The sequence below is a fragment of the Nonomuraea sp. CA-141351 genome (assembly GCF_050944675.1).
In the GTDB taxonomy this organism is placed as follows: Bacteria; Actinomycetota; Actinomycetes; order Streptosporangiales; family Streptosporangiaceae; genus Nonomuraea.
The window spans coordinates 1,325,610-1,344,606 of the sequence record NZ_CP191982.1; the positions used below are offsets into that span (position 1 = coordinate 1,325,610).

15 protein-coding genes are annotated in these 18,997 nt (G+C 69.1%); 9 read left to right on the top strand and 6 right to left on the bottom strand.

Features of this window, described 5'->3' with window-relative positions:
• Positions 1-144: 144 nt before the first annotated feature.
• On the top strand, positions 145-1,161 hold the full coding sequence (locus ACQPWU_RS06825; RefSeq protein WP_433437720.1) for a hypothetical protein: 1,017 nt from the start codon (positions 145-147) through the stop codon (positions 1,159-1,161).
• 9 nt (positions 1,162-1,170) lie between these two features.
• Positions 1,171-2,043 (top strand): hypothetical protein, encoded by an 873-nt coding sequence (locus tag ACQPWU_RS06830; RefSeq protein ID WP_433437721.1) that lies wholly within the window; start codon positions 1,171-1,173, stop codon positions 2,041-2,043.
• A gap of 28 nt (positions 2,044-2,071) precedes the next feature.
• Here ACQPWU_RS06830 and eccB read toward each other — a convergent pair whose 3' ends face one another.
• Together eccB and ACQPWU_RS06840 are read right to left on the bottom strand one after the other, a co-directional pair.
• Complete coding sequence (eccB, locus tag ACQPWU_RS06835) at positions 2,072-3,487, bottom strand: type VII secretion protein EccB (RefSeq protein WP_433437723.1); 1,416 nt, start codon at positions 3,485-3,487, stop codon at positions 2,072-2,074.
• Positions 3,488-3,574: 87 nt separating this feature from the next.
• On the bottom strand, positions 3,575-5,050 hold the full coding sequence (locus tag ACQPWU_RS06840) for an alpha/beta hydrolase family protein (RefSeq protein ID WP_433437724.1): 1,476 nt from the start codon (positions 5,048-5,050) through the stop codon (positions 3,575-3,577).
• 79 nt (positions 5,051-5,129) lie between these two features.
• Between ACQPWU_RS06840 and ACQPWU_RS06845 the strand changes: the two genes are divergently transcribed.
• Positions 5,130-5,711: an ArsR/SmtB family transcription factor gene (locus tag ACQPWU_RS06845; protein WP_360688675.1), complete on the top strand. Its 582-nt coding sequence runs from the start codon at positions 5,130-5,132 to the stop codon at positions 5,709-5,711.
• Positions 5,712-5,905: 194 nt separating this feature from the next.
• Here the strand turns inward: ACQPWU_RS06845 and ACQPWU_RS06850 are convergent, their stop codons facing one another.
• Positions 5,906-6,379, bottom strand: coding sequence for a carboxymuconolactone decarboxylase family protein (locus tag ACQPWU_RS06850; protein WP_433437726.1), 474 nt, complete (start codon positions 6,377-6,379; stop codon positions 5,906-5,908).
• Between the two features lie 706 nt (positions 6,380-7,085).
• Entirely contained in the window at positions 7,086-7,280 is a 195-nt protein-coding gene (locus ACQPWU_RS06855) for a hypothetical protein (protein ID WP_433437728.1), read from the bottom strand.
• 625 nt (positions 7,281-7,905) lie between these two features.
• Here ACQPWU_RS06855 and ACQPWU_RS06860 point away from each other — a divergent pair.
• The 3 genes from ACQPWU_RS06860 to ACQPWU_RS06870 all read left to right on the top strand — a co-directional run bounded on the left by ACQPWU_RS06860 (position 7,906) and on the right by ACQPWU_RS06870 (position 9,848).
• Positions 7,906-8,238, top strand: a complete 333-nt coding sequence (locus tag ACQPWU_RS06860) for a hypothetical protein (RefSeq protein ID WP_433437730.1) — start codon at positions 7,906-7,908, stop codon at positions 8,236-8,238.
• A gap of 89 nt (positions 8,239-8,327) precedes the next feature.
• The gene (locus ACQPWU_RS06865; protein ID WP_433437732.1) at positions 8,328-8,597 is read left to right on the top strand and encodes a hypothetical protein; all 270 of its coding nucleotides are present in this window, start codon (positions 8,328-8,330) and stop codon (positions 8,595-8,597) included.
• Between the two features lie 72 nt (positions 8,598-8,669).
• Positions 8,670-9,848 (top strand): L,D-transpeptidase, encoded by a 1,179-nt coding sequence (locus ACQPWU_RS06870; RefSeq protein WP_433437734.1) that lies wholly within the window; start codon positions 8,670-8,672, stop codon positions 9,846-9,848.
• An 87-nt stretch (positions 9,849-9,935) separates the two neighbouring features.
• Here the strand turns inward: ACQPWU_RS06870 and ACQPWU_RS06875 are convergent, their stop codons facing one another.
• Both ACQPWU_RS06875 and ACQPWU_RS06880 read right to left on the bottom strand, forming a co-directional pair.
• Entirely contained in the window at positions 9,936-10,193 is a 258-nt protein-coding gene (locus ACQPWU_RS06875) for a hypothetical protein (protein WP_433437736.1), read from the bottom strand.
• A gap of 137 nt (positions 10,194-10,330) precedes the next feature.
• Positions 10,331-15,667, bottom strand: coding sequence for an FtsK/SpoIIIE domain-containing protein (locus tag ACQPWU_RS06880; protein WP_433437738.1), 5,337 nt, complete (start codon positions 15,665-15,667; stop codon positions 10,331-10,333).
• A gap of 646 nt (positions 15,668-16,313) precedes the next feature.
• On the opposite strand from ACQPWU_RS06880, the gene ACQPWU_RS06885 reads away from it, so the two are divergent.
• From ACQPWU_RS06885 to ACQPWU_RS06895, 3 genes are read left to right on the top strand one after another with little or no spacing between them, the layout of a single operon-like run.
• Positions 16,314-16,985: a hypothetical protein gene (locus ACQPWU_RS06885; protein WP_433437739.1), complete on the top strand. Its 672-nt coding sequence runs from the start codon at positions 16,314-16,316 to the stop codon at positions 16,983-16,985.
• 1 nt (position 16,986) lies between these two features.
• Positions 16,987-17,703, top strand: a complete 717-nt coding sequence (locus tag ACQPWU_RS06890; protein ID WP_433437741.1) for a hypothetical protein — start codon at positions 16,987-16,989, stop codon at positions 17,701-17,703.
• The gene (locus tag ACQPWU_RS06895) at positions 17,700-18,995 is read left to right on the top strand and encodes a CpaF family protein (RefSeq protein ID WP_433437743.1); all 1,296 of its coding nucleotides are present in this window, start codon (positions 17,700-17,702) and stop codon (positions 18,993-18,995) included. The genes ACQPWU_RS06890 and ACQPWU_RS06895 overlap by 4 nt, the downstream gene beginning before the upstream one ends.
• The last annotated feature ends 2 nt before the right edge of the window (positions 18,996-18,997 follow it).

Below are 18,997 nucleotides of genomic sequence, written 5' to 3' on the forward strand. Positions count from 1 at the left end.
TATCATCGGGGCGGATCGTAGGTGTATTGACAGAATGTACTTGTTTGGGGCCTTGTTCCTGGCGAGTAGTAACGGTCCGTATCTGCCTGTACGGCACCTATGCGGCTGGCGTAACCTATGGGGCGATCGTGACAAGGGGGGCACGTGACCGACGGCAGCAATCCCTACTCGAATCTCCTCAGCGGGCTCGGTGACGCGACCGTCGACCCGCATTCCAAGGATCCCGGCTTCGCGATGAAGCACTCCAGCGTCACGACGCTGGGGAAGAACGTGGGCAGCTACGGCGACGACCTGACCTCGATGAGCCAGAAGACCCGCGCCATCGACATGCACCAGCTCACCTTCGGCGTGATCGGCGGCGGGCTCAACGTGGCGCACCGCTCGGTCCGCGACAACGCCGCCGAGGCGTTGTCGCAGGCCAAGGAGGTGCTGGATTCATGGAAGCAGGCGCTCGCCGACGCGGCCACCAACACCCGGGAGGCCGAGGAGGCCAGCAAGGCCAAGGACAAGGGCGGCGGCCTGCCCACGGTCCCCGGGGGCGGCGTGCCCAAGTTGGGCGCGGGCGGCCTGCCCAAGGGCCTGGGCGACCTGCCCAAGAACAACGGGATCAACCCCGATGACCTGAAGATCGACAAGCCTTCGACGGACGACCTGGGAAATCCGGACATCCCGCAGCCCAACGTCGATCAGCCCAATATCGATCAACCCAACGTCGACCAGCCCAACATCGATCAACCCAACCTGAATCAGCCCGACATCAAGCAGCCGGATGTCAAGACCCCCGACCTGAGCGACCTCAACCAGACGCCCAAGACCAACTTGGAAGGCCTCAACCCCAGCCTGCCGAACTCGACCACGCCGCAGATCCCCGGCACCACGGGGATCGACCCGCGCGCGTCGATGTCGATACCGCGCACGTCGGTCGGCATCCCGGAGGGCAGCCTCGGAGCCGGGGGCGGCGCGTCAGGTGTGGGCGCGCCGGGGAGCATCGCCCGCGCGCTGAACACCGGGACGCCGCTCTATCCCATGACGCCCGGGATGGGCGCCGGGACCGGCCAGGAAGAGAAGGATCGCGAGCGCGGTCCGCACGTCGGCGAGGACGAGTCGGTCTGGGAGACGGACGAGGACATCACGCCGGCGGTGCTCGGCAGGGAAGAGTAGGCGAGCAAGGTGGCTTACGAAGAGGACAAGGCGATGTTCTACAGCGCCTTGGCGGCCGCGGGGCTGGCAGCGGTCATCATGCCGTACGCGCTGCCCATCGTCGGGCTCATGAGCCTGCTGATCGCGGACCCGGCTGAGCAGCACCGAGCAGCTGAGCAGTGGGACAACAAGACGCCGGTCAACATCCAACAGGCCGACAACAAGGGGTGGCATCCGCCGATGGCGGCGGGTGTCACGCCTGCCACGCAGAAGCCGCTGGGCGTGCTCGTCCCGGCGTCCTCGACGGGGGGTAGCAGCGACCTCGCCTATCTGCGCGGCGAACTGAAGCGGATGACCAAAGAGATCGGTGAGAGCAAGGAATGGGCCGGTCGGGGCTACTCGTCGTTCGTGGAGAAGGTCAACGAGCTCGACAAGCAGCTGGACACGCTTGACAGCAACCGCGTCGCCTGCGGGGACACGCTCAAGTGCTCTGCCACCGCGTTCCACGTCGTGGCGGTGATCTGCGACATCGTCGCCGGTCTCCTGACGGTGATGGCAGGGATCGTGGCGGCGGTGCGTTTCGTGCCGGGGGGCCAGGCATGGGACCTCGCGGCCATCAAATGGGTGATGACTGTCTACAGGACCCTGCTGAGCGTGTTCAAGGCGCACTGGAAGATGATCATGAAGGTCACCCTCATGCTGGGGCTCGCGGGAACGGCGTTCAACCAGTTCACCAAGGATCTGCCGTTCCTGAAGGCCATGCCGTCCACCGGCACGCCGAACCTGGTGCAGGCCAGTGCCATCTGGGACCCCTCCAAGGCGGACATCGTCAAGGACCCGCAGTCGGATATCCCGACCACCGGGCTGGACCAGCCGTCGCTGCTTCCGGAGATCGGCTTCTAGCCGCTGGATCCGCCCATCGGACCGGGCCCTACCGGCTGCCGACGGTCAGGGGCACCCAGGCCGCGGCCGGGTCCAGCGCCGGCCCCTGCGGGATCGCGTGCATGATGCTCGACGGCACGGGCGCGATGTCCGCGGGGTCGTAGCCGAGCTTCGCCAGCACGTCGGCCGACGGGATCGGATAGCGCACGCCCTGGTCGCTGATCAACGACAGCGTGCTCGCCACCGCGCCGAGCTGCCCCTCGCCGGGCAGCACCCCGGCCACCACGGCGCTGCCCGGCGGGAGCAGCACCTGGTCGAAGCGGTCCTGCACGCCCGAGCTCGACGGCGTCGGAATCGCGACCTTGCTGCCGACCGTCACCGTGGCCACGACCGAGCCGGTCGCCGTGTTCGCATACACCGAGCAGAGCGGCACCGAGCCGGACACGTTGATCACCTTGGGCATGGTCGTCGGCAGGGTGGTGTCCAGGACGTTCTGGCGCGAGGGCGAGGCGTTGGCCGACGCGGCGTCGATCGGGATGGCCTGCACCGCGCGCCTCCCGTACGCCACCTTGCTGGCCGGGTCCTCCAGGAGCAGCCTGGCCTGGACGGCGGAGATGGGCGCCAGGCCGTCGTTGAGCAGCACGTACCACCGCGGCGCCGTGCCCGGCATGGCCGGGACCGTGAACACCTGTCCCACCACCGCCGCGACCTTGCCGTTGGCCCGCACCTTCTTGCCGCGGTTCGCCACGTACGGGCCCTTGAAGTCGTGGCCGGCCGGCAGGGCGTTCAGCCAGGCCGCCGGCACCTTCCTGGGCTGCGCGTTGAGCGCCCGCACGCCCTGCTCGCTCACCCGCATGCGGCGATTGCCCCAGATGACCCAGTTCTGCTGCCCGTCGGAGACCACCATCGCGTCACCGCCCACGGGCCGCCCGCCGATGTCCATCCCCCCTACGAGGGTCGTGTACGGCTTGCGCCCGCCCACATTGTCGGGCCCTTCCACCACGCACACGGACCACGGCGCCTTGACCAGCTTCGTCCTCTCGGGCAGTGAGTCGGGCGCTCCGGAGATCCCGATGAGCGGCCCCCGGGCGTACCCGGCCAGCGAGGCGGCGCTCACGCTCCGGGTCGTGATCTGCCCGGCGTCCAGCACCAGCCTGGCCGACACGTAGTTCGCCACGGGCAGCAGCCGACGCTGCTTGTCGCTGTAGATGAACTTGGCCCCGCTCTCCTCCTCGACCAGCAACTGCCCCGGGTCGGTCAGCTTGGTCGCGTTCCCGGGCCGCACCAGCCCCCAGATCCCGAACACCGCCATGACCAGGACCCCGATCAGGATCCCGCCGAACGTGGCCACGTTCTGGCGCCGCATGGGGGACTCGGGGACGTCGGGCTCGGCTTGCAGGAGCGCCATGCCAAGCCTCTGCTGCATCAAGCGGTGTGCTTGATAGAGGTCCTTCTTGGTCTGCACAGCGCCTCCCCGTTCAGAATCCGCGCATCAGCATAAACTCCCGTAAACCCCATGCGCCCCAAACACCCCAATCCAACCCGTGGATAGTCAGGGGAGGAGCAGCCCCCAGTACAACGCCCACGGAACGAACACGACGCCGCCCGCGACCAGCAACCCGAGCCGTACCCTCTCGCCAGGCGCAGCGGACCGGCGCCACCGTACGCAGGTCAGGACAGTGCCCACGACGGTCGCCACCGCGAGAGCCTGGAGCGCCAGCCAGACGAGCGGCCTGTCCGCCACCATGGGTCCCGGCGAGGACAGCTTCCCCCCGGTCATGATCGCGTAGAAGAGATAGGCGAACCCTCCAACGACGACCACGAGCCCGCCGGCACTGACCAGCCGCGCCGCCTTGACAGCCGGAACGCCGCCCCGCCGTCGCATTCGGCGTACCAGGGCCACCACGGGATACCCCCCGAACGCCACCAGGAACAACACCAGCGCCGCCGCCTGAACGCCTGCCGACTCCCACCACTCGGCAGGCGGCACCCCCACCGTGTTCTCCGCCTGGACCGGAGCGGGCCCGGTCACCTGCGCCACGGGGGCCCGCCCCGAGGTCACCGCTCCCACCCAGCCGCCGACCAGCTCCGCGTAGCCAGGAGCGAGTTCGGGCAACCGCGTGACGCCGCCGTCAGGCGTCCGATGAGCGGCATGATCGGCGTCCGCGAAGAACCGGAACGTGTACCGCCGGTTCCCTCCCTGCTCCAAGGCCCTGGCGAAGATGGGAGGCGTCTCCCTGGGAGGCGTCAGAAGGTCGTGTACGCCCCAGATCCCGAGCACGGGCTGCCGCACGCTCGCGATGACCGGCTCCGGATCGTAGTAGGGCTCGGGGAACATCCCCCCATCAGCGATCACCCGGTACAGCGTGGGCTCGGCCCGGTCGACGAAGGACCCGCGTACCCCCGCCTTCCGCAACCCGGCCGCCACCGCCCAGGTCTGCTGCCGCAGCGGATGCAGCGCATTCGCGCCCACGAGGATCACGAACGCGATGTTCCCGGACCGCGACGCCGCGAGCGGCGCCACCCATCCACCCTCGCTGAGCCCCCAGATCCCGACCTTCGCCGGATCGATCCCCGGCTGCCGCCGCAGTGTCTCCACGGCCCCCAGGGCGTCGTCGGCCAGCTGCGAGTACGACCTCTGGAACAGCGAGTACCCCTCGGAACGCTTGTCGTAGATCAGCACCGACAGTCCTTGGCGTGCGAACGCCACGGCCTCGCCCAGCAGCTTGTCCCGTTTCGTTCCAGCGCCCGCTCCGTGCACCAGCACAACCCCGGCCCGCCCGCTCCGTGCCCGTACCGGGCTGATCACGCTGCCGTGCATCACCAGTCCGGCACTGCCTCGGAAGCTCACCTCAGTGGCCGTCAGGTCGTCGGGTACGTCCAGCGCCCCATCGAGCCGTGCCGTGGAGCCGGACGCTGACGAGGTGGTGGCCGCCGAAGGGCTGATGGACGAGGCGAGCGCTAAGGAGCCGCCGGAGGGGCCGGCCGCCAGGAGAGCGGCGGCGAGGATCACAAGAATTGTTCGCATGCCGCCGAACATACTCTGCAGAGAAGTCTCGGCAAAGAAGAGTCTGCAGATATCGTTCTTGAGGACTACGCTCCTCCTCATGAAGGAGGACGAGACGAGGGATGACGACGAGCCGTTCATCCTCGACGACCCGGGCAGGCTCAAGGCCCTCGCCCATCCCATGCGCCGCCGCATGCTGACCCACCTCAACATCCACGGCCCTGCCACCTCGACCACGCTGGGCGACCTGTTCGGCGCCAAGACCGGCACCACGAGCTACCACCTGCGCCAGCTGGAGAAGTACGGGTTCATCGAGGAGATTCCCGAACGCTCGTCCGGCCGCGAACGCTGGTGGCGCCGTGCCCGGATCCCCAGGGACATGCGCGCCCCCGCTCCCGAGCAACTGGCCCCGGAGGATCGGGCGGTCCTGGAAGAGTTCCACCGGATCGGGTTCGAGGAGGATCGCGCCCTCATGGAGCGCTTCCCGGCGGCCTACCGCGCCGACCCCGACTGGGCGAAGGGCTCGAGAGGCCTGGCTCGCATGACGAAGGAGGAGCTGAACGAGTTCCACGACGAGTACGTCGCCTTGCTGCTCAAGTACAGCCACCGGGCCGAGGACGCCCCTCCGGACGCCCGCCCCGTCTACGTCCGCCTCTTCACCCTTCCCGCCGACGAGTCCTGAGCCAACCGCCTGCTCGTACGGCGCCGTCCGGACGCTGGTCCCGGCCCGAGGGCGCGCGTGCTCGTGCGAGACGGCCGCCGGCCCTCCGGGCAGGTACTCAGCTCGTCGGTCCTCCACCAGGTGCGGACTGGTGCCTGATGATCATGTGGAACATCGGGCCAGGGAAAGGTCGAGTCGACTTCGATGATCGCTGGTTACGCCCACTGGCCGGGCTGGTAGTCGCCGGCGGGCTGCTGGATGATGACGTTCATGCGGTTGTAGGTGTTGATGAGGGCGATGAGGGACACCAGGGCGGCGAGCTGGTCCTCGTCGTAGTGCTTGGCGGCGTTCGCCCAGGCCTCGTCCGTGACGCCACCCGCGGCGTCGGCGATGCGGGTGCCCTGTTCGGTCAGTTCCAGGGCGGCCCGCTCGGCGTCGGTGAAGACCTTCGCCTCCCGCCAGGCCGCGATCAGGTTGAGGCGCGTGGAGATTTCCCCGGCGTGCGCGGCGTCCTTGGTGTGCATGTCGGTGCAGAAGCCGCAGCCGTTGATCTGGCTGGCGCGGATCTTCACCAGCTCCTGCGTCGCGGTCGGCAGCGTCGAGTCCGTCACGACCTTGCCCGCGGAGTTGATGTACTTCTGGAACTTCGTCCCGACCGGGTTGCCGTAGTAGTTGAAACGGGCGTCCATGGTGATCTCCTTGCCGTCTTGGCTGTTACACCCCACTGACGGAACAGCCCGGCAAGAGGTGACAGCCAGACGAATGTGATGTGCGTCTCGCCGACGCCACGCCCGCCCCAACCTTTTTCCTGGGCTGGCAGGGAAGGCCCCAGACGGTCCTCGAAGATGCCCAGGCCGTACCTGATCTTGGGGGTGTCCTGCTTGTGCCATCCCCGTTCTTCGCGGAGTCGTCTCCGGGCACTCATCATCTTGGCGGCGCGGAAGGAAGATCGATCGGGACCGGGAGATGGGCTTGGCGTGATTCGCGCCGCTCGCTCAGCTCCCGAAGTCGCTGTGCCGACTCCGGGTCGACGGCATTCGGTACGACGTCGGACGGGACGTCCTGCTCGGCACTGCGCTTCGGGGTGTACAGCAGCGGCCGAATTCGCCGCAGCGTTCAGTCGCTTTACGGGAGGCCGCGGCACAATACTCAGCGCACCCACACCGACGTCTGTCTTCTGCGCGACGATCAGGTACGCGAGGAGCCCCGAGATGCAGTGGCGGCAGGGTTGCAGAACGCGGTAAAGGACGCGCTGACATAAGGGCATCGCAAGGCCCGCTCCTCCTCGGGGAGGGGCGGGCCGTTTTTGCGTTCGGAGCCCGTCAGCAGGCGGCCGGCATCTGTGCGAGCGTCTCTTTCTCGCCTACCCGCATCGGTCTGCCGGCTGGCATGGTGTCAATCTGACAGGTCGTGGTCGTGGTCATGGTCGTGGTCGTGGTTGCGGTCCTTGTGGTCGAACTTGTAGCGCTCGAATTCCTTTTCGAAGTCGCGATTATCGAAGCGGTCCCTGTTGTGGCCGAAGTTGAAGTTGCGGTTGAAGACGTGGACGTCGGTGTCCTCGCGGTGCCGGCGGGGGGGCGGAGGGGGCACGAACCGCTCCTTGTGGACGTAGACGCGCGGCGCCGGTGCCGGTGCCGGCGCCGGCGGGCCACCGGCCTGGACGCCAGGGAATCCCGCGCTCGCTCCGGCTACCCCCTGGACGAGCGGAAGGAACATAACACCGGCGACCGCGCCGGTAAGAGCTAGTGCCGCGAACCGCCCATGGCGTGGGGTCCGTGACCGCCGACTTTCAGTATTCACGTTCTCTCGTTTCCGTTCATTGGATGGATAGGCCCGAAATCCGGCACCCACCATTTCGGCGGGCATTCAGATTCAGCAGGCACTCGGACGGAAGCAGACATACCCACACCAGATATTGACAGTTACCTCTTTAAGCCCAAACAACACGTAAAACCTATGGGGTGTTATACAAGCATGATTTTGATGTTTGAGAACATCGTCGCCCCTCGGCTGGGAGCGGGGTCAGCAACAGGCATGCCACCGCGGGCTCCTACCCCAGCCTGCTCGCCGTCCTGGCCGTCTTGCAGACGGCCGCCCTCGACCTCATCCCCCGGCCGGACCTTCCGGCGGACCAACTCCGTGCATGCCGTTCTGAGAAGCGAGGGACGGTCGACTGGAGCTCGAGGGGGCCCACATCGTCACCCTCGCGCTGCCCGTGCAGGACTGGCTCGTCATCGACGCCACCGTCACAGGCGATGGGGCGGCAATCGAACAGTTGCTGAGCATCTGGCTGGGACCGCATCCCGGACTGGCCCACCGACGAACAGGGCTTCCGCGAGCGGCCGCACCCGGGCAGATGGTGACGATGCCGCTCCCGTCAGCCCACTGGGTGCTGATCGCGGACTCGTTGCACCGGTGGGCGCGGATCTCCGCCTACAACGACTCCGAAGACACGGCCGACGCCCAGTCCATGTGCGCCCTTGCCGCACGGATCCAGCATCAGCTCGCGCCGACCACGCGTAGCCGGTCGGCGACGAAGCTGTCCTGAAGTGCACGCGATCGAGTGAGCGCGGCCGGCGGGGTGGACTTGGACGCCGGAAACAGCCTCTCCGCCGGCGACGGCATCACACCCGCCGGGTGGGCGGCAGCACGCTGGACGTCCTGGCCGCCGACAACCCCGCCCTGGTGGAGTACTACTTCGGCGACGGCGGACAGCGCCTGGCACGGCTGATGGCCGACGCGCTCCAGGGCGGCCGCGACGTGTCCCAAGGGGTGCCGGCGAGGACCTGCCCCAAGCCGTCACAGCGGCGCCGGCTCCGGCGGCACGCACTCGGCCAGGGCGGATCTCGCATCAAATCACCACCGATCGAGGCATCTCCGCATGATTACCGACAGTCATGGGAATAAGGCTCTCCGTATCATTAATGGGCTGTCTAGCCTGAAATACGCCCATTTGTCGGGGGACTGGAGGCATCGGCGATGCGGAATGGCGGGACCATATTCGTCAGCACGTTCACGGTGGTGCTGCTTCTTGCCGCGGGCTGCAGCTCGGGCGGCTCCAACACGCCGCCCGAGAAGCAGCAGGAGCGGGGTCCGGTGGCCAAGCTGTCGATCACGCCTGCCGACGGCACGAAGAAGGTCGCCCCGGACACCGGGATCGGCGTCAAGGTCACCGATGGCAAGGTCACCAAGGTGACCGTCGCCGACGCCAAGGGAAACGAGGTGAGCGGGAGCGCGGGTGCGGACGGGACGTGGCGGCCCAGGTGGCCGTTGAAGCCGTCGACCGCGTACACGGTGAGTGCGCAGGCGACCGGCACGGACGGCAAGCAGGTCACGGCGCAGGCCAAGTTCACCACGCTCAAGCCGAAGCGGGTGCTGGAGACCAGCATGTCGCCCGCGAACGGTGAGAAGGTCGGCGTCGGGATGCCGGTCCAGCTCCGGTTGTCGCAGCCGGTGACCGAACAGAATGACCGGGCCGCGGTCGAGCGGTCGCTGGAGGTGCAGATGTCCAAGCCGGTCGAGGGCGCGTGGAGCTGGGTGAGCAATCGGGAGGTCATGTTCAGGCCACGCGAGTACTGGCCGGCCGGGGAGAAGGTCACGGTGGTCGCGCACCTGTCCGGCCTGCGTGCCGGACGGAACCTGTGGGGCACCAAGGACCACAACCTGACCTTCACCGTCGGCCCCGAGCACATCACCAAGATCCGCAACTCGACCCACCAGGCGGTCGTGCGGAAGAACGGCAAGGTCGTCAAGACCATCCCGATCAGCCTGGGGAAGCCGGGCGACGAGAGCTATTCCGGCATCATGATCGCCCAGGAGAAGGCCGCGGATGTCCTCATGGACTCGGCCACCATCGGCAGGCCGGGCGAGTACTACGCTCACACCAAGTGGAACGTCAGGATGACCTACAGCGGCACGTACTTCCACGCCGCACCCTGGTCGACCGACGCGCAGGGCAGCCGCAACGTCACCCACGGCTGCGTGAACGCCAGCTCGGCCAACGCCCGCTGGTTCTACAAGTTCACGCAGCTGGGGGACATCATCGAGATCAGAGGGACGAAGCGCAAGCTCCAGTTCGGCAACGGGCCGACGCCTTGGGCGAAGTCGTGGGAGGAGTGGGTGGCGGGCAGCGCCCTCAACAAGTCGATCAACGCCTGACCCTCGTTGCCGACCCGCCGCCCGGGCGCGGTGCGGTAGGCCGTGAAGCGGGCGTTGATCTGGGAGAGCCCGATCCGCCGGCCTCGCTCAAAGGCCACAACGCGCCCGGGGCAGCGGTAGCACCTCCGCGTCCCACTGTTCCAGGATGTCCGCTGCCCATGGCCAGGCGGTCAGGACGCTGCGCCGCTTGGGCGATGAGCCTTTCTGCGCTTCGCCTTGCCGGACATGAAGCATGCCGTACTCGCCGTGCTCCGGCCCGTGGGGGTTGCGGCCTGAATCGACCACATCCAGCATCCGGATCTCGTTGCGGCGCAGGCCGAAGGCGTAAGCAGTCCTGAACAGCACCGCATCCCGAAACACCGGCAGTCGCCGGGGCGGATCGGGGGCTCGGCGAGGTGTCCGCCCGCATGCTGACGAAGCGTGGAGCCCGGCACGTCCAGGCGTCTACGCGGGAGCCCGTGACCCCGCTGACGGCCAGCCGGTCAGTCGTTGTCTGGAAGCGCCGCTTGGATGGGGGTGATCGTGCCCGTCCTCACCAGGAAGCCTCGCCCCGGTGGACCTCCGACCGTTCCGCGTGGCAGGCGGATCGAGAAGATGTCACCGTCGGCCTGGCTTTGGACCGCCAGCAGCACACCGGTACGGGACTTACGTGTCTCGGCCACGAACCCGCGATATGCCACGGCCAGATCCCCAGTCGCACCGGCGATCAGCAACCCGTGATCCCCATCCCGGCCCGACCGAAGCACCTCCTCCAACGCCATCCCCAACGGACCGTCCGCATTGATCAACTCCGCATCGTCCACCAGCACGACGTACTGCTGCCGATCCGCGACCAGCTCCGGCAGGTTGGTGGCGTTGCCGTCGAGCACGGCCAGCGCCCCCTCCAACTCCCTCAACGGGCTGCGTCTGGGGGCCACGGCGATGACGGGCGTGCCCTGAGCGATGAGCGAATGGGCGGCGGTCAGCAGGACGGACGAGCGGCCGGAACGGGACGGACCGGCGATCACGGCCCCGGGTCCGTGGGCCAGCAAGTCGAGACCGAGCGGCGCGAGTGCGTCACCACCGGCACCGACCAGCGCCCACAACGGGGACGGGGGCGTGAACGCCGTATCCAGGGCGAGCGCTTGGGAGACCGTGATGCGCATCGGAAGCGCGTCCACCCGCAACGGCGGTTCACCTTCCCAATGCCACCCGCCCCGCCCGGCGGCCACGGACCGCTCGTGAGCCGGGCCGAGGCCACCTGAGCCATCGAAGCGTCCCGAGCCATCGGAGCCCGTCGTGCGGGACGTAGATGGAGTGGCGGCGGCCCGAGACAGGGATTGGAGGGCAGCAACCTGCGCCGGGCCTGAGGGATCGGGGGACAGCAGGGCGATGTGGTGCTCAACGATGCCGTGCTCGCCTATCGAGAGGGCTCGGCCGGGCGGCATTGACGAGGGCAGGCCCTTGAGGGGGAAGCCCGCCAGACCGTAGTCGGCTGGGTCGGAGAGCCGGAGGAGCAGGCGGTCGTCGAAGACCGTCGAGACCTGGCCGAGCAGGCCGGAACGGTCGCTGGTGACCACAGCCCTGAGCCCCACCGCGGGGCCTTCACGCAGGAGCTGGAGCACCGCCTCGATCAGCCGGCCGTAGTCGTAGCCTTCGAAGGCGGCGACGAAGCCCTCCCAGCGGTCGAGCATGAACACCAGCCAGGGCAGGCGGTGTCCGGCTTGGCGGTATTCGGCCAGGGAGGCGTGCCCGGCTTCGGCCAGGAGTTGCTGGCGTCGGCCCACTTCGGCGCGGAGGCGGGTGAGCAGGCGCTCCACCCGGTCGAGCTGGTCGCGGGTCACGACGGCGCCGCAGTGTGGCATCGCCACCAGGGGCAGGAGCGCGCCCGAGCCGCAGTCGACCGCATGGATGTGTACGTCCCCCGGAGACGTATGGGCCGCGATGGAGCCCGCGATCGTACGCAGTGCCGTCGATCTGCCGGAGCGGGCGGCACCCGCGATGAGCAGGTGACCTCCATGGGGGAGGTCGAGCGCCAGAGGGTGCCGGTCCTGCGCCCATGGACGGTCGGTCAGACCGAACGGCACCGGCGCCACCTCGACGAACGTCCCTGAACGTGACGGTGCGTGGCGCTCCGGACCGGCCGGGAAGGGCCGGCGGGCACCTCCAGCCAAGGAGCCTTCACGGCCCCCTGCTGAGGGATGCTCCCAGCCCCCTGAAGCGGGACGATCGACGCTTCCCGGGGCGGGGCGACCGGTGCTCCCCGATGTGGGGCCTCCCACGCCCTCCCATGCGGAATCGTCCGCGCTTCCTGATGCGGAACCGCCCGCGTCTCCCGGTTCGGGATGACCCGTGTTCCCCCAGGCGGGACCGCGCAGGCCTCGCGATGCGGGTCCTCCTGCGCTCTCCGATGCGGAACGGTCCGAGCCTCCCGATGCGGAACGGCCCGCGCTTCCGGATGTGGGTCCTCCCGCGTTCCCCGGAGAGTGAGGGGCGTGATGGACGGGGCTTGTTGAGGCCAGGTGGTCTTGGGTTGGCGCGGGAAGATGCGCCGGATGCCTCAGGGACGGGTGCCTGGGGACGCCGAGGGCGGGCTGGCCCGAGCCTTTCCCGAGTGCCTGGATCGGGTCGTGGGGCGCGGCGGCTTGTGGCTGGTTCGGGGACGTGGTCCCTGGTGCTCTGAGTGCAGGGGAACCCGGCGGGTCGAGGGCCGGGAGATCCAGGACGAACTGGGTGGGGAGGGGATCCAGCCAGGGGCTGGGTTGGATGGGGACGGCGGCCAGGCGCGTGGCCTCGATCAGGGCGTCGGCGACCAGGGTGAGGTCCGTGGCCGTCGAGTCCTCCTCCGGCTCCGGGGGCGGTGGCAAGGGCTTGCCCAAGGTACGCCAGCTCACCTCGAGCACCCTGATGTTGGCGCCCGGCCCCGTGAACGGCCCGCTCGAATGGGCCGGTGGCGCGGGGCTGCGGCCGCCTACCCTGGCCGTCTGTACGGCGGTGGCCGCCCCGACACCGGAACGCACGTAGCAGCGGCCGGGTGTCGACTTGGAGATGTGGGCGGCGTCGGGCAGGTCGATGACGTCGGCCGACTCGGCGGGCTCGGTCACCCGCAGCGCGATGCGCAACGACGTGTTGGCCTGGATGTCGGCCGTGACCACGCCGGCGGGCCGCTGGGTGGCCAGGATGAGGTGGATGCCCAGCGAACGGCCTCGGCGGGCGATGTCGACCAGGCCCGCGACGAAGTCAGGCAGCTCGGCCACCAGGGCGGCGAACTCGTCGATGATCAACACCAGGCGTGGCATCGCAGGGCCCGTGTAGTCCTCGATGTCCTTGGCCCCGGCGTCCCGCAGCAGGCGCTCTCTCCGGCGGATCTCGGCAGCCAGCGAGTCGAGGGCGCGCTGCGTCAGGTGGCCGTCGAGGTCGCTGACCATGCCGACCGTGTGCGGCAGGCGTACACACTCCTTGAAGGCGGCGCCGCCCTTGTAGTCGATCAGTACGAACGTGAGCTGGTCCGGCCGGTTGGCCACCGCCAGCGCGCAGATCAACGTCTGCAGCAGCTCCGACTTGCCCGCACCCGTGGTGCCCGCGATCAGTCCGTGGGGGCCGTCGAGCCTGAGGTCCACCGAGAATGGACCGTCCGGGCCGACGCCGATCAGCGCCTGCGTGGAGCCGCGGTCGCGCCACTTGGCGGCCAGCTCCCGGCCGCTCGGGTCGGGCAGGCCCATCAGGTCGAGCAGGCGGACGGCATCTGGGAGGTTGCCGGAGAGGTCGTCCCTGCTCACGTCGCGGATCGGGGACAGAGCCCTGGCGAGGCGGTCGCACCAGGTGGGGGAGACGAGGTCGGCCAGGATGGGGCCGATGACGTCCAGACCGCCGCCGCGCAGGCGTACGAGACCGTCGTTGCCGCACGCGGCCACGGTCTGGCACTCCTCGGGCAGCAGGCGCTGGTCGTCGTCGATGGCGAGCGTGAACACCCCCGAACGCGGGCCCTGACGCAGCACTTGGGGCATGTTCGGCAGTCCGCGCAGGACCTGGGCGCCGTCGAGGATCACCAGGACGTCGTACGGGCGCACGTCGTACGAGGAGAACGTGGGCTTCTCCGGGCCGCCCAGGTCGTCCCAGCCGGTGGGGATCTTGCCCAGCTCGGGAATCGAGGTGTTCTGGCGTTCGTCGATGAGGGCGGCAAGCTCGGAGACCCGGCGGGCGGCCGACTCGGGATCGGTGCCGACCAGCGCCACGCACTCTTCGCCGGCGCGCGGCGCACAGTGCGGCAGCCAGCGCATCCAGCCCCAGCGGCGCTCGCCGTCGGCGTGCGCGGACACGACCACGATGGCCAGGTCGCGAGGGCTGTGCAGGGTCGCCGCCTGGGCGATCAGCCAGCTCGCGAGGCTCGTCGCCTCCGTACGCGGGCCCGTGACGCCTGCCACGCCGAGCCTGCGCATGGGCAGCGCCACGGGCACGGAGCGGCAGATCGGCGGGTCGATGGGCCCGCCCTGTTCCTCCGACAGCTCCAGGTCGGCGGGCAGGTCGGCGAGCCCCACTCTGAGTCTGAGCGCGTCGGAGTCGTGGATCCTGCGCTCCCACAGCCGCCTGCGCGGGCCCGTGGCTGTGAGCAGCACCTGGGCGGGATCCGGAGCGTCCTGTCTGCGGGCCGCCTCGTCCGCCGCCTTTGCCCGCTCGACGGCCTCGTCGTACTCCTGGAGTTGCTCGTTGTACTCCTTGATCGCCTTCTTGTGCTGCTTCTTGCCGTGGCGGCGATCGCTCCACCATTGGCCGATCATGATGACCGGGGTCATGAGGGCGACGAGCAGGTAGTACGGCTGCTTCAGGGCGAACGCCAGCGTCAGGCCGAGCGCGGCGGGGAGGAGAGCGGCGAGCAGCTGGAGGCGCAGGCCCTCGTTTCTGGACGGCTCCTTCGGCTTGACGAACTTGCGCTCCGGCTCGGGACGCCGGAGCCTCGGCGGGCGGTTGTAGGAGACGCCGCCCTCGCTCCTGGGCGCCAGGTGCGCGTCCTTGGGCTCGATGGACGTCAGCACGAACACCGACGAACCGCAGTTCAGCACTGCCTGATCGGGCCATTCCACACGCTCGGTGAGCGGCCGGCCATCGAGCTCGGGGACCTCGCCGTAGTCGGCGGCCAGCTCGGCCGCCTCCCGCTCCGCGACCCGGGCCGTGAGCTCGGCGACCTCCTCGGCCCATCTGCCCTTGAGCCTGAGCTTCGGCGCTTCGCCGGGAAGGCGCCACGCGCGCTCGACGGTGATCGCCTCCGGTGTCACGCGTACGGTCACCGCCTCCGGAGCCATTGCCGGGTCGGTGGTGGACATGGCACACATCGGGTCGGAGCCGATGACGTGCACGCCCAGGCCCAGCCTGTGCACGGTCCCGGCCGCCGGACCACCCACCACGCGTACCTCGGCCACCCCGCCTGGCTCCTCTACGACCGTGGCACGGGCCAGCTGAGGCTCCAGGGTGACCTTGTCGCCGTCGCGCAGCACGGCGACGGCCGGAGCGCGGGGATCGAGCGGGCGGCCGTCACGCCACAGCACCGGCATCGCCCCAGGACGATTCGCCGATACGCCTGCCCGGGGACCCGCCGGTACGGCCCGGGATTTCGCCGGTACGTCGGCCCGCGCCGGCATGCGGGGATGCGACACGCGGGCGCCCGTGTCGTCGGGGGCCGACATCCCATAGGGTGCTCGAGATCTGGGCAGGCGGACGACCTTCGCCAGCGGCCCGTGATCGCTGAGCGCCTCGCTCACCGCCGCCACCGTGGCGACGTCGTCACCCTCGATCACGACGTCACGGTCGCCCTGCCCGCCGAGCACGGTGAGCATGATCCGCATGGTGTCGTCTCCTCGCTCGGACCCCGGGCGCCCCAAGGTAGCGCCCGAAGCGACGCTAGGCCCGTTGGTTGACGGCAATGGCATGGCTGGCCGCTGCTGTGGATGAGGGTGGGTTGGCGCTCCGGGCGGTTGTGGACAACCGGTCGGTGCCTGGGCGCCGTGGGTGTTGCGCCGGGCTGCGTCCGTCCACCGTCTCGCCGACGCGGCGCCGGTGGGTGAGGGTGCGAGTGGCGGCGACACTGCTCGCATGGATGCGCTGAGGGCTGGTGGGCGCCGGCGTAAGGCAAATGGCCGGGGCGGCGTAAGGCGTGGATGTGGCCGCGCCGCCGATCCGGGAGCCGGGACGGCCGTCGGCCCGTCCTGGCTCGCGGAGTGCGGAGCGCCGGGACAGGACGGGTGGGTTGTGGGGGCGTGCGGTGGTAAAGGCGTAAAGGCTCGTGAATATTGTGACGGATGTTATTCAGGGGTCGACTAGCCGGAAAAGTCGCCACCCGTCAACCAGATAGAAACAAGAAGCATCGATTATTTCCTATTGACATCCCGCCACCTGCGAAACAAGCATGGGTCCTCGCATTCCGCCCCCGCGCACCCGCCCAGCCCCACATAATGGCGGGAATTCCACGATTCAATTGGGAGCCCCCCACCCATGAGGACCAGTGAAAAGCCTGCCGTCAACGCGGCGGCGGGGTTGTCCGGCCCGGCCTCGCGCAAGCTCCCCGTGCCCCCTCGAGAACGCAAGCCGGCCCTGGCCGCCCTCGCCGTTCTCCTCATCCTCGGCGGCGCGCTGGCCACGACCCTGTTCGTGCTGCGCAGCGGCGACAGGGTCTCCGCCATCCGCGTCACCCAGCAGGTCGGCGCAGGCCAGAAGTTCACCGACAAGGCGCTCGAAGAGGTCAAGATCGCGGCGGACAGCGGCGTCGACTACGTGAGCTGGTCGCAGCGCGGCCAGGTGACCAACAGTTTCGCGGCCGTCACCATCCTCCCCGGCACCCTGCTGACGAACAATATGGGCGTCAAGGCGAGCACCGAGCTGAGCCAGGGAAAGGCGACCGTCGGATTGTCCCTTAAGCCGGGGCAAATGCCTGCGGGAGTGGAGCCGGGCGACCGCGTCCAAGTGGTATATGTGCCGAGCCGTTCAAGTCAGGGACAAACACGCGTACTCGCGGAAAGCGCGCTTGTCTTCTCGGTCGGCGACAGATCCAGGACGGGAAGTTCCGGTCAGATCACCGTGGTTGTGGATGCGTCTGCATCGCCGGAAATGGTGGCGTTCGCCTCCAGCGGAGAGATCGCGGTGGCCGAGCTACCGGGGGCACGCTGACGTGGCGCTGATCGTACTGGCCGCCGACAAAGGCGCGCCGGGTGTGACGACTGCGGCGACGGCCCTGGCGGCGGTGTGGCCGCGGCCCGTACTGCTGGCCGAATGCGACCCGGCGGGCGGCGATCTCGCCTACCGGCTCCCGGCCGTGGACGGCGGCGTGCTCAACCCGGGGAAAGGGCTGCTCACGCTCGGCGCCACGGCGCGGCGCGGACTGGAGCCCGCCCAGATCCACCAGCACACCCAGAAGATCGTCGGAGGGCTCGACGTGCTGGTCGGGCTGACACACGGCGAGCAGGCCGCCGGGCTCACCTGGCTGTGGGGGCCTCTGGGCAGGTCGCTCGCCGCCATCCCGGACGCCGACGTGATCGCCGACTGCGGCCGGCTCGGCGCGCACCCGCAGCTGGGCGACCTGATGGCCGAGGCCGAGCAGATCGTCCTGCTCACCAGGGCCACCCTTGACCACGTCGCCCACCTGCGCGAACGCCTCCAGATCACCAAGGCCCACGGCGTGGCCGTGATCGCCGACCCCCGTAATTACCGCGCCTCCATCGACGACGTGCGCAGGATCGTCGGCCCGGCCGTCCAGTACGTGTACGGCCTCGCCCACGACCCCAAGGGCGCCGAGCTGCTGCGCGGCCAGTGGGGCGGCCGCCTCGACCGCTCGCTCCTCATCCGTACGGCAAGAGACCTGGCGACGAGGCTGGTGAGCCATCGATGATCGACCACTCGCTCGTCAAGCGCTTCCGCCAGGAGGTCGGCGACCGCCTGGCCCACCAGCGCAGGCTCGACCAGGCCAACGGGCTGCCCCCGATGACGGGGGAGGACGAGCGCCAGTTCGCGAGGGCGCTGATCTCCCAGGTGCTCGAGGAGCACGCCCGCAACGAGATCGGCCTCGGCCGCACGCCGCCCACGGTCGAGGAGGAAGAGGCGCTCGCGGCCGGCATCCACGCCGCGCTGTTCGGCGTGGGCAGGCTGCAGCCCCTGCTCGACGACCCCGAGGTCGAGAACATCGACATCAACGGCTGCGACAAGGTGTTCGTCAGCTACGCCGACGGCCAGGAGGTCATGCACGACCCGGTTGCCGAGTCCGATGACGAGCTGACCGAGCTCATCCAGATCCTGGCGGCGTACTCGGGACTGTCGAGCAGGCCCTTCGACACCGCCAACCCGCAGCTGGACCTGCGCCTCCCCGACGGCTCCAGGTTGAGCGCCGTCATGGACGTCACCGTCAGGCCGGCGGTCTCGATCCGCCGCGCCCGCCTCGGCAAAGTCTTCCTGTCCGACTTAGCGGGCAACGGCACGATAAGTCGGGACGTATCTAGGTTCTTGACGGCCACCGTCGCCGCCCGCAAGAACATCATGATCGCCGGATCCACCAACGCCGGCAAAACCACCCTGCTCAGAGCCCTGGCCAACGAGATCCCGCCCAGCGAGCGTCTCATCACCGTCGAACGCGCCCTGGAGCTCGGCCTCGACCAGTTCCCCGAGCTCCACCCCAACGTCGTCGCCTTCGAGCAGCGCCTGCCCAACTCCGAGGGCCAGGGCGAGATCTCCATGGCCGAGCTGGTCAGACGCTCCCTCCGCATGAACCCCAGCCGCGTCATCGTCGGCGAGGTCCTCGGCGACGAGATCGTCACCATGCTCAACGCGATGACCCAGGGCAACGACGGCTCCCTGTCGACCATCCACGCCAACTCCAGCATGGAGGTCTTCAACCGCATCTCCACCTACGCCCTGCAGGCCAGCGAACGTCTCCCCATCGACGCCACCCACATGCTCATCGCGGGCGCCATCGACTTCGTCGTCTTCATCGAGAAGCGCAACGAGTACAACGTCGGCGGCACCCTGCGCCGCTACGTCTCGAGCATCCGCGAGGTCAACGGCTGCGACGGCCGCGTCCTGTCGAGCGAGGTGTTCACGCCGGGCCCCGACGGCACCGCCGTCCCGCACGCCCCGGTCTCCTGCCTGGAGGAGCTCGCCGCGCACGGCTACACGCCAGGGGGGTGGTGAGA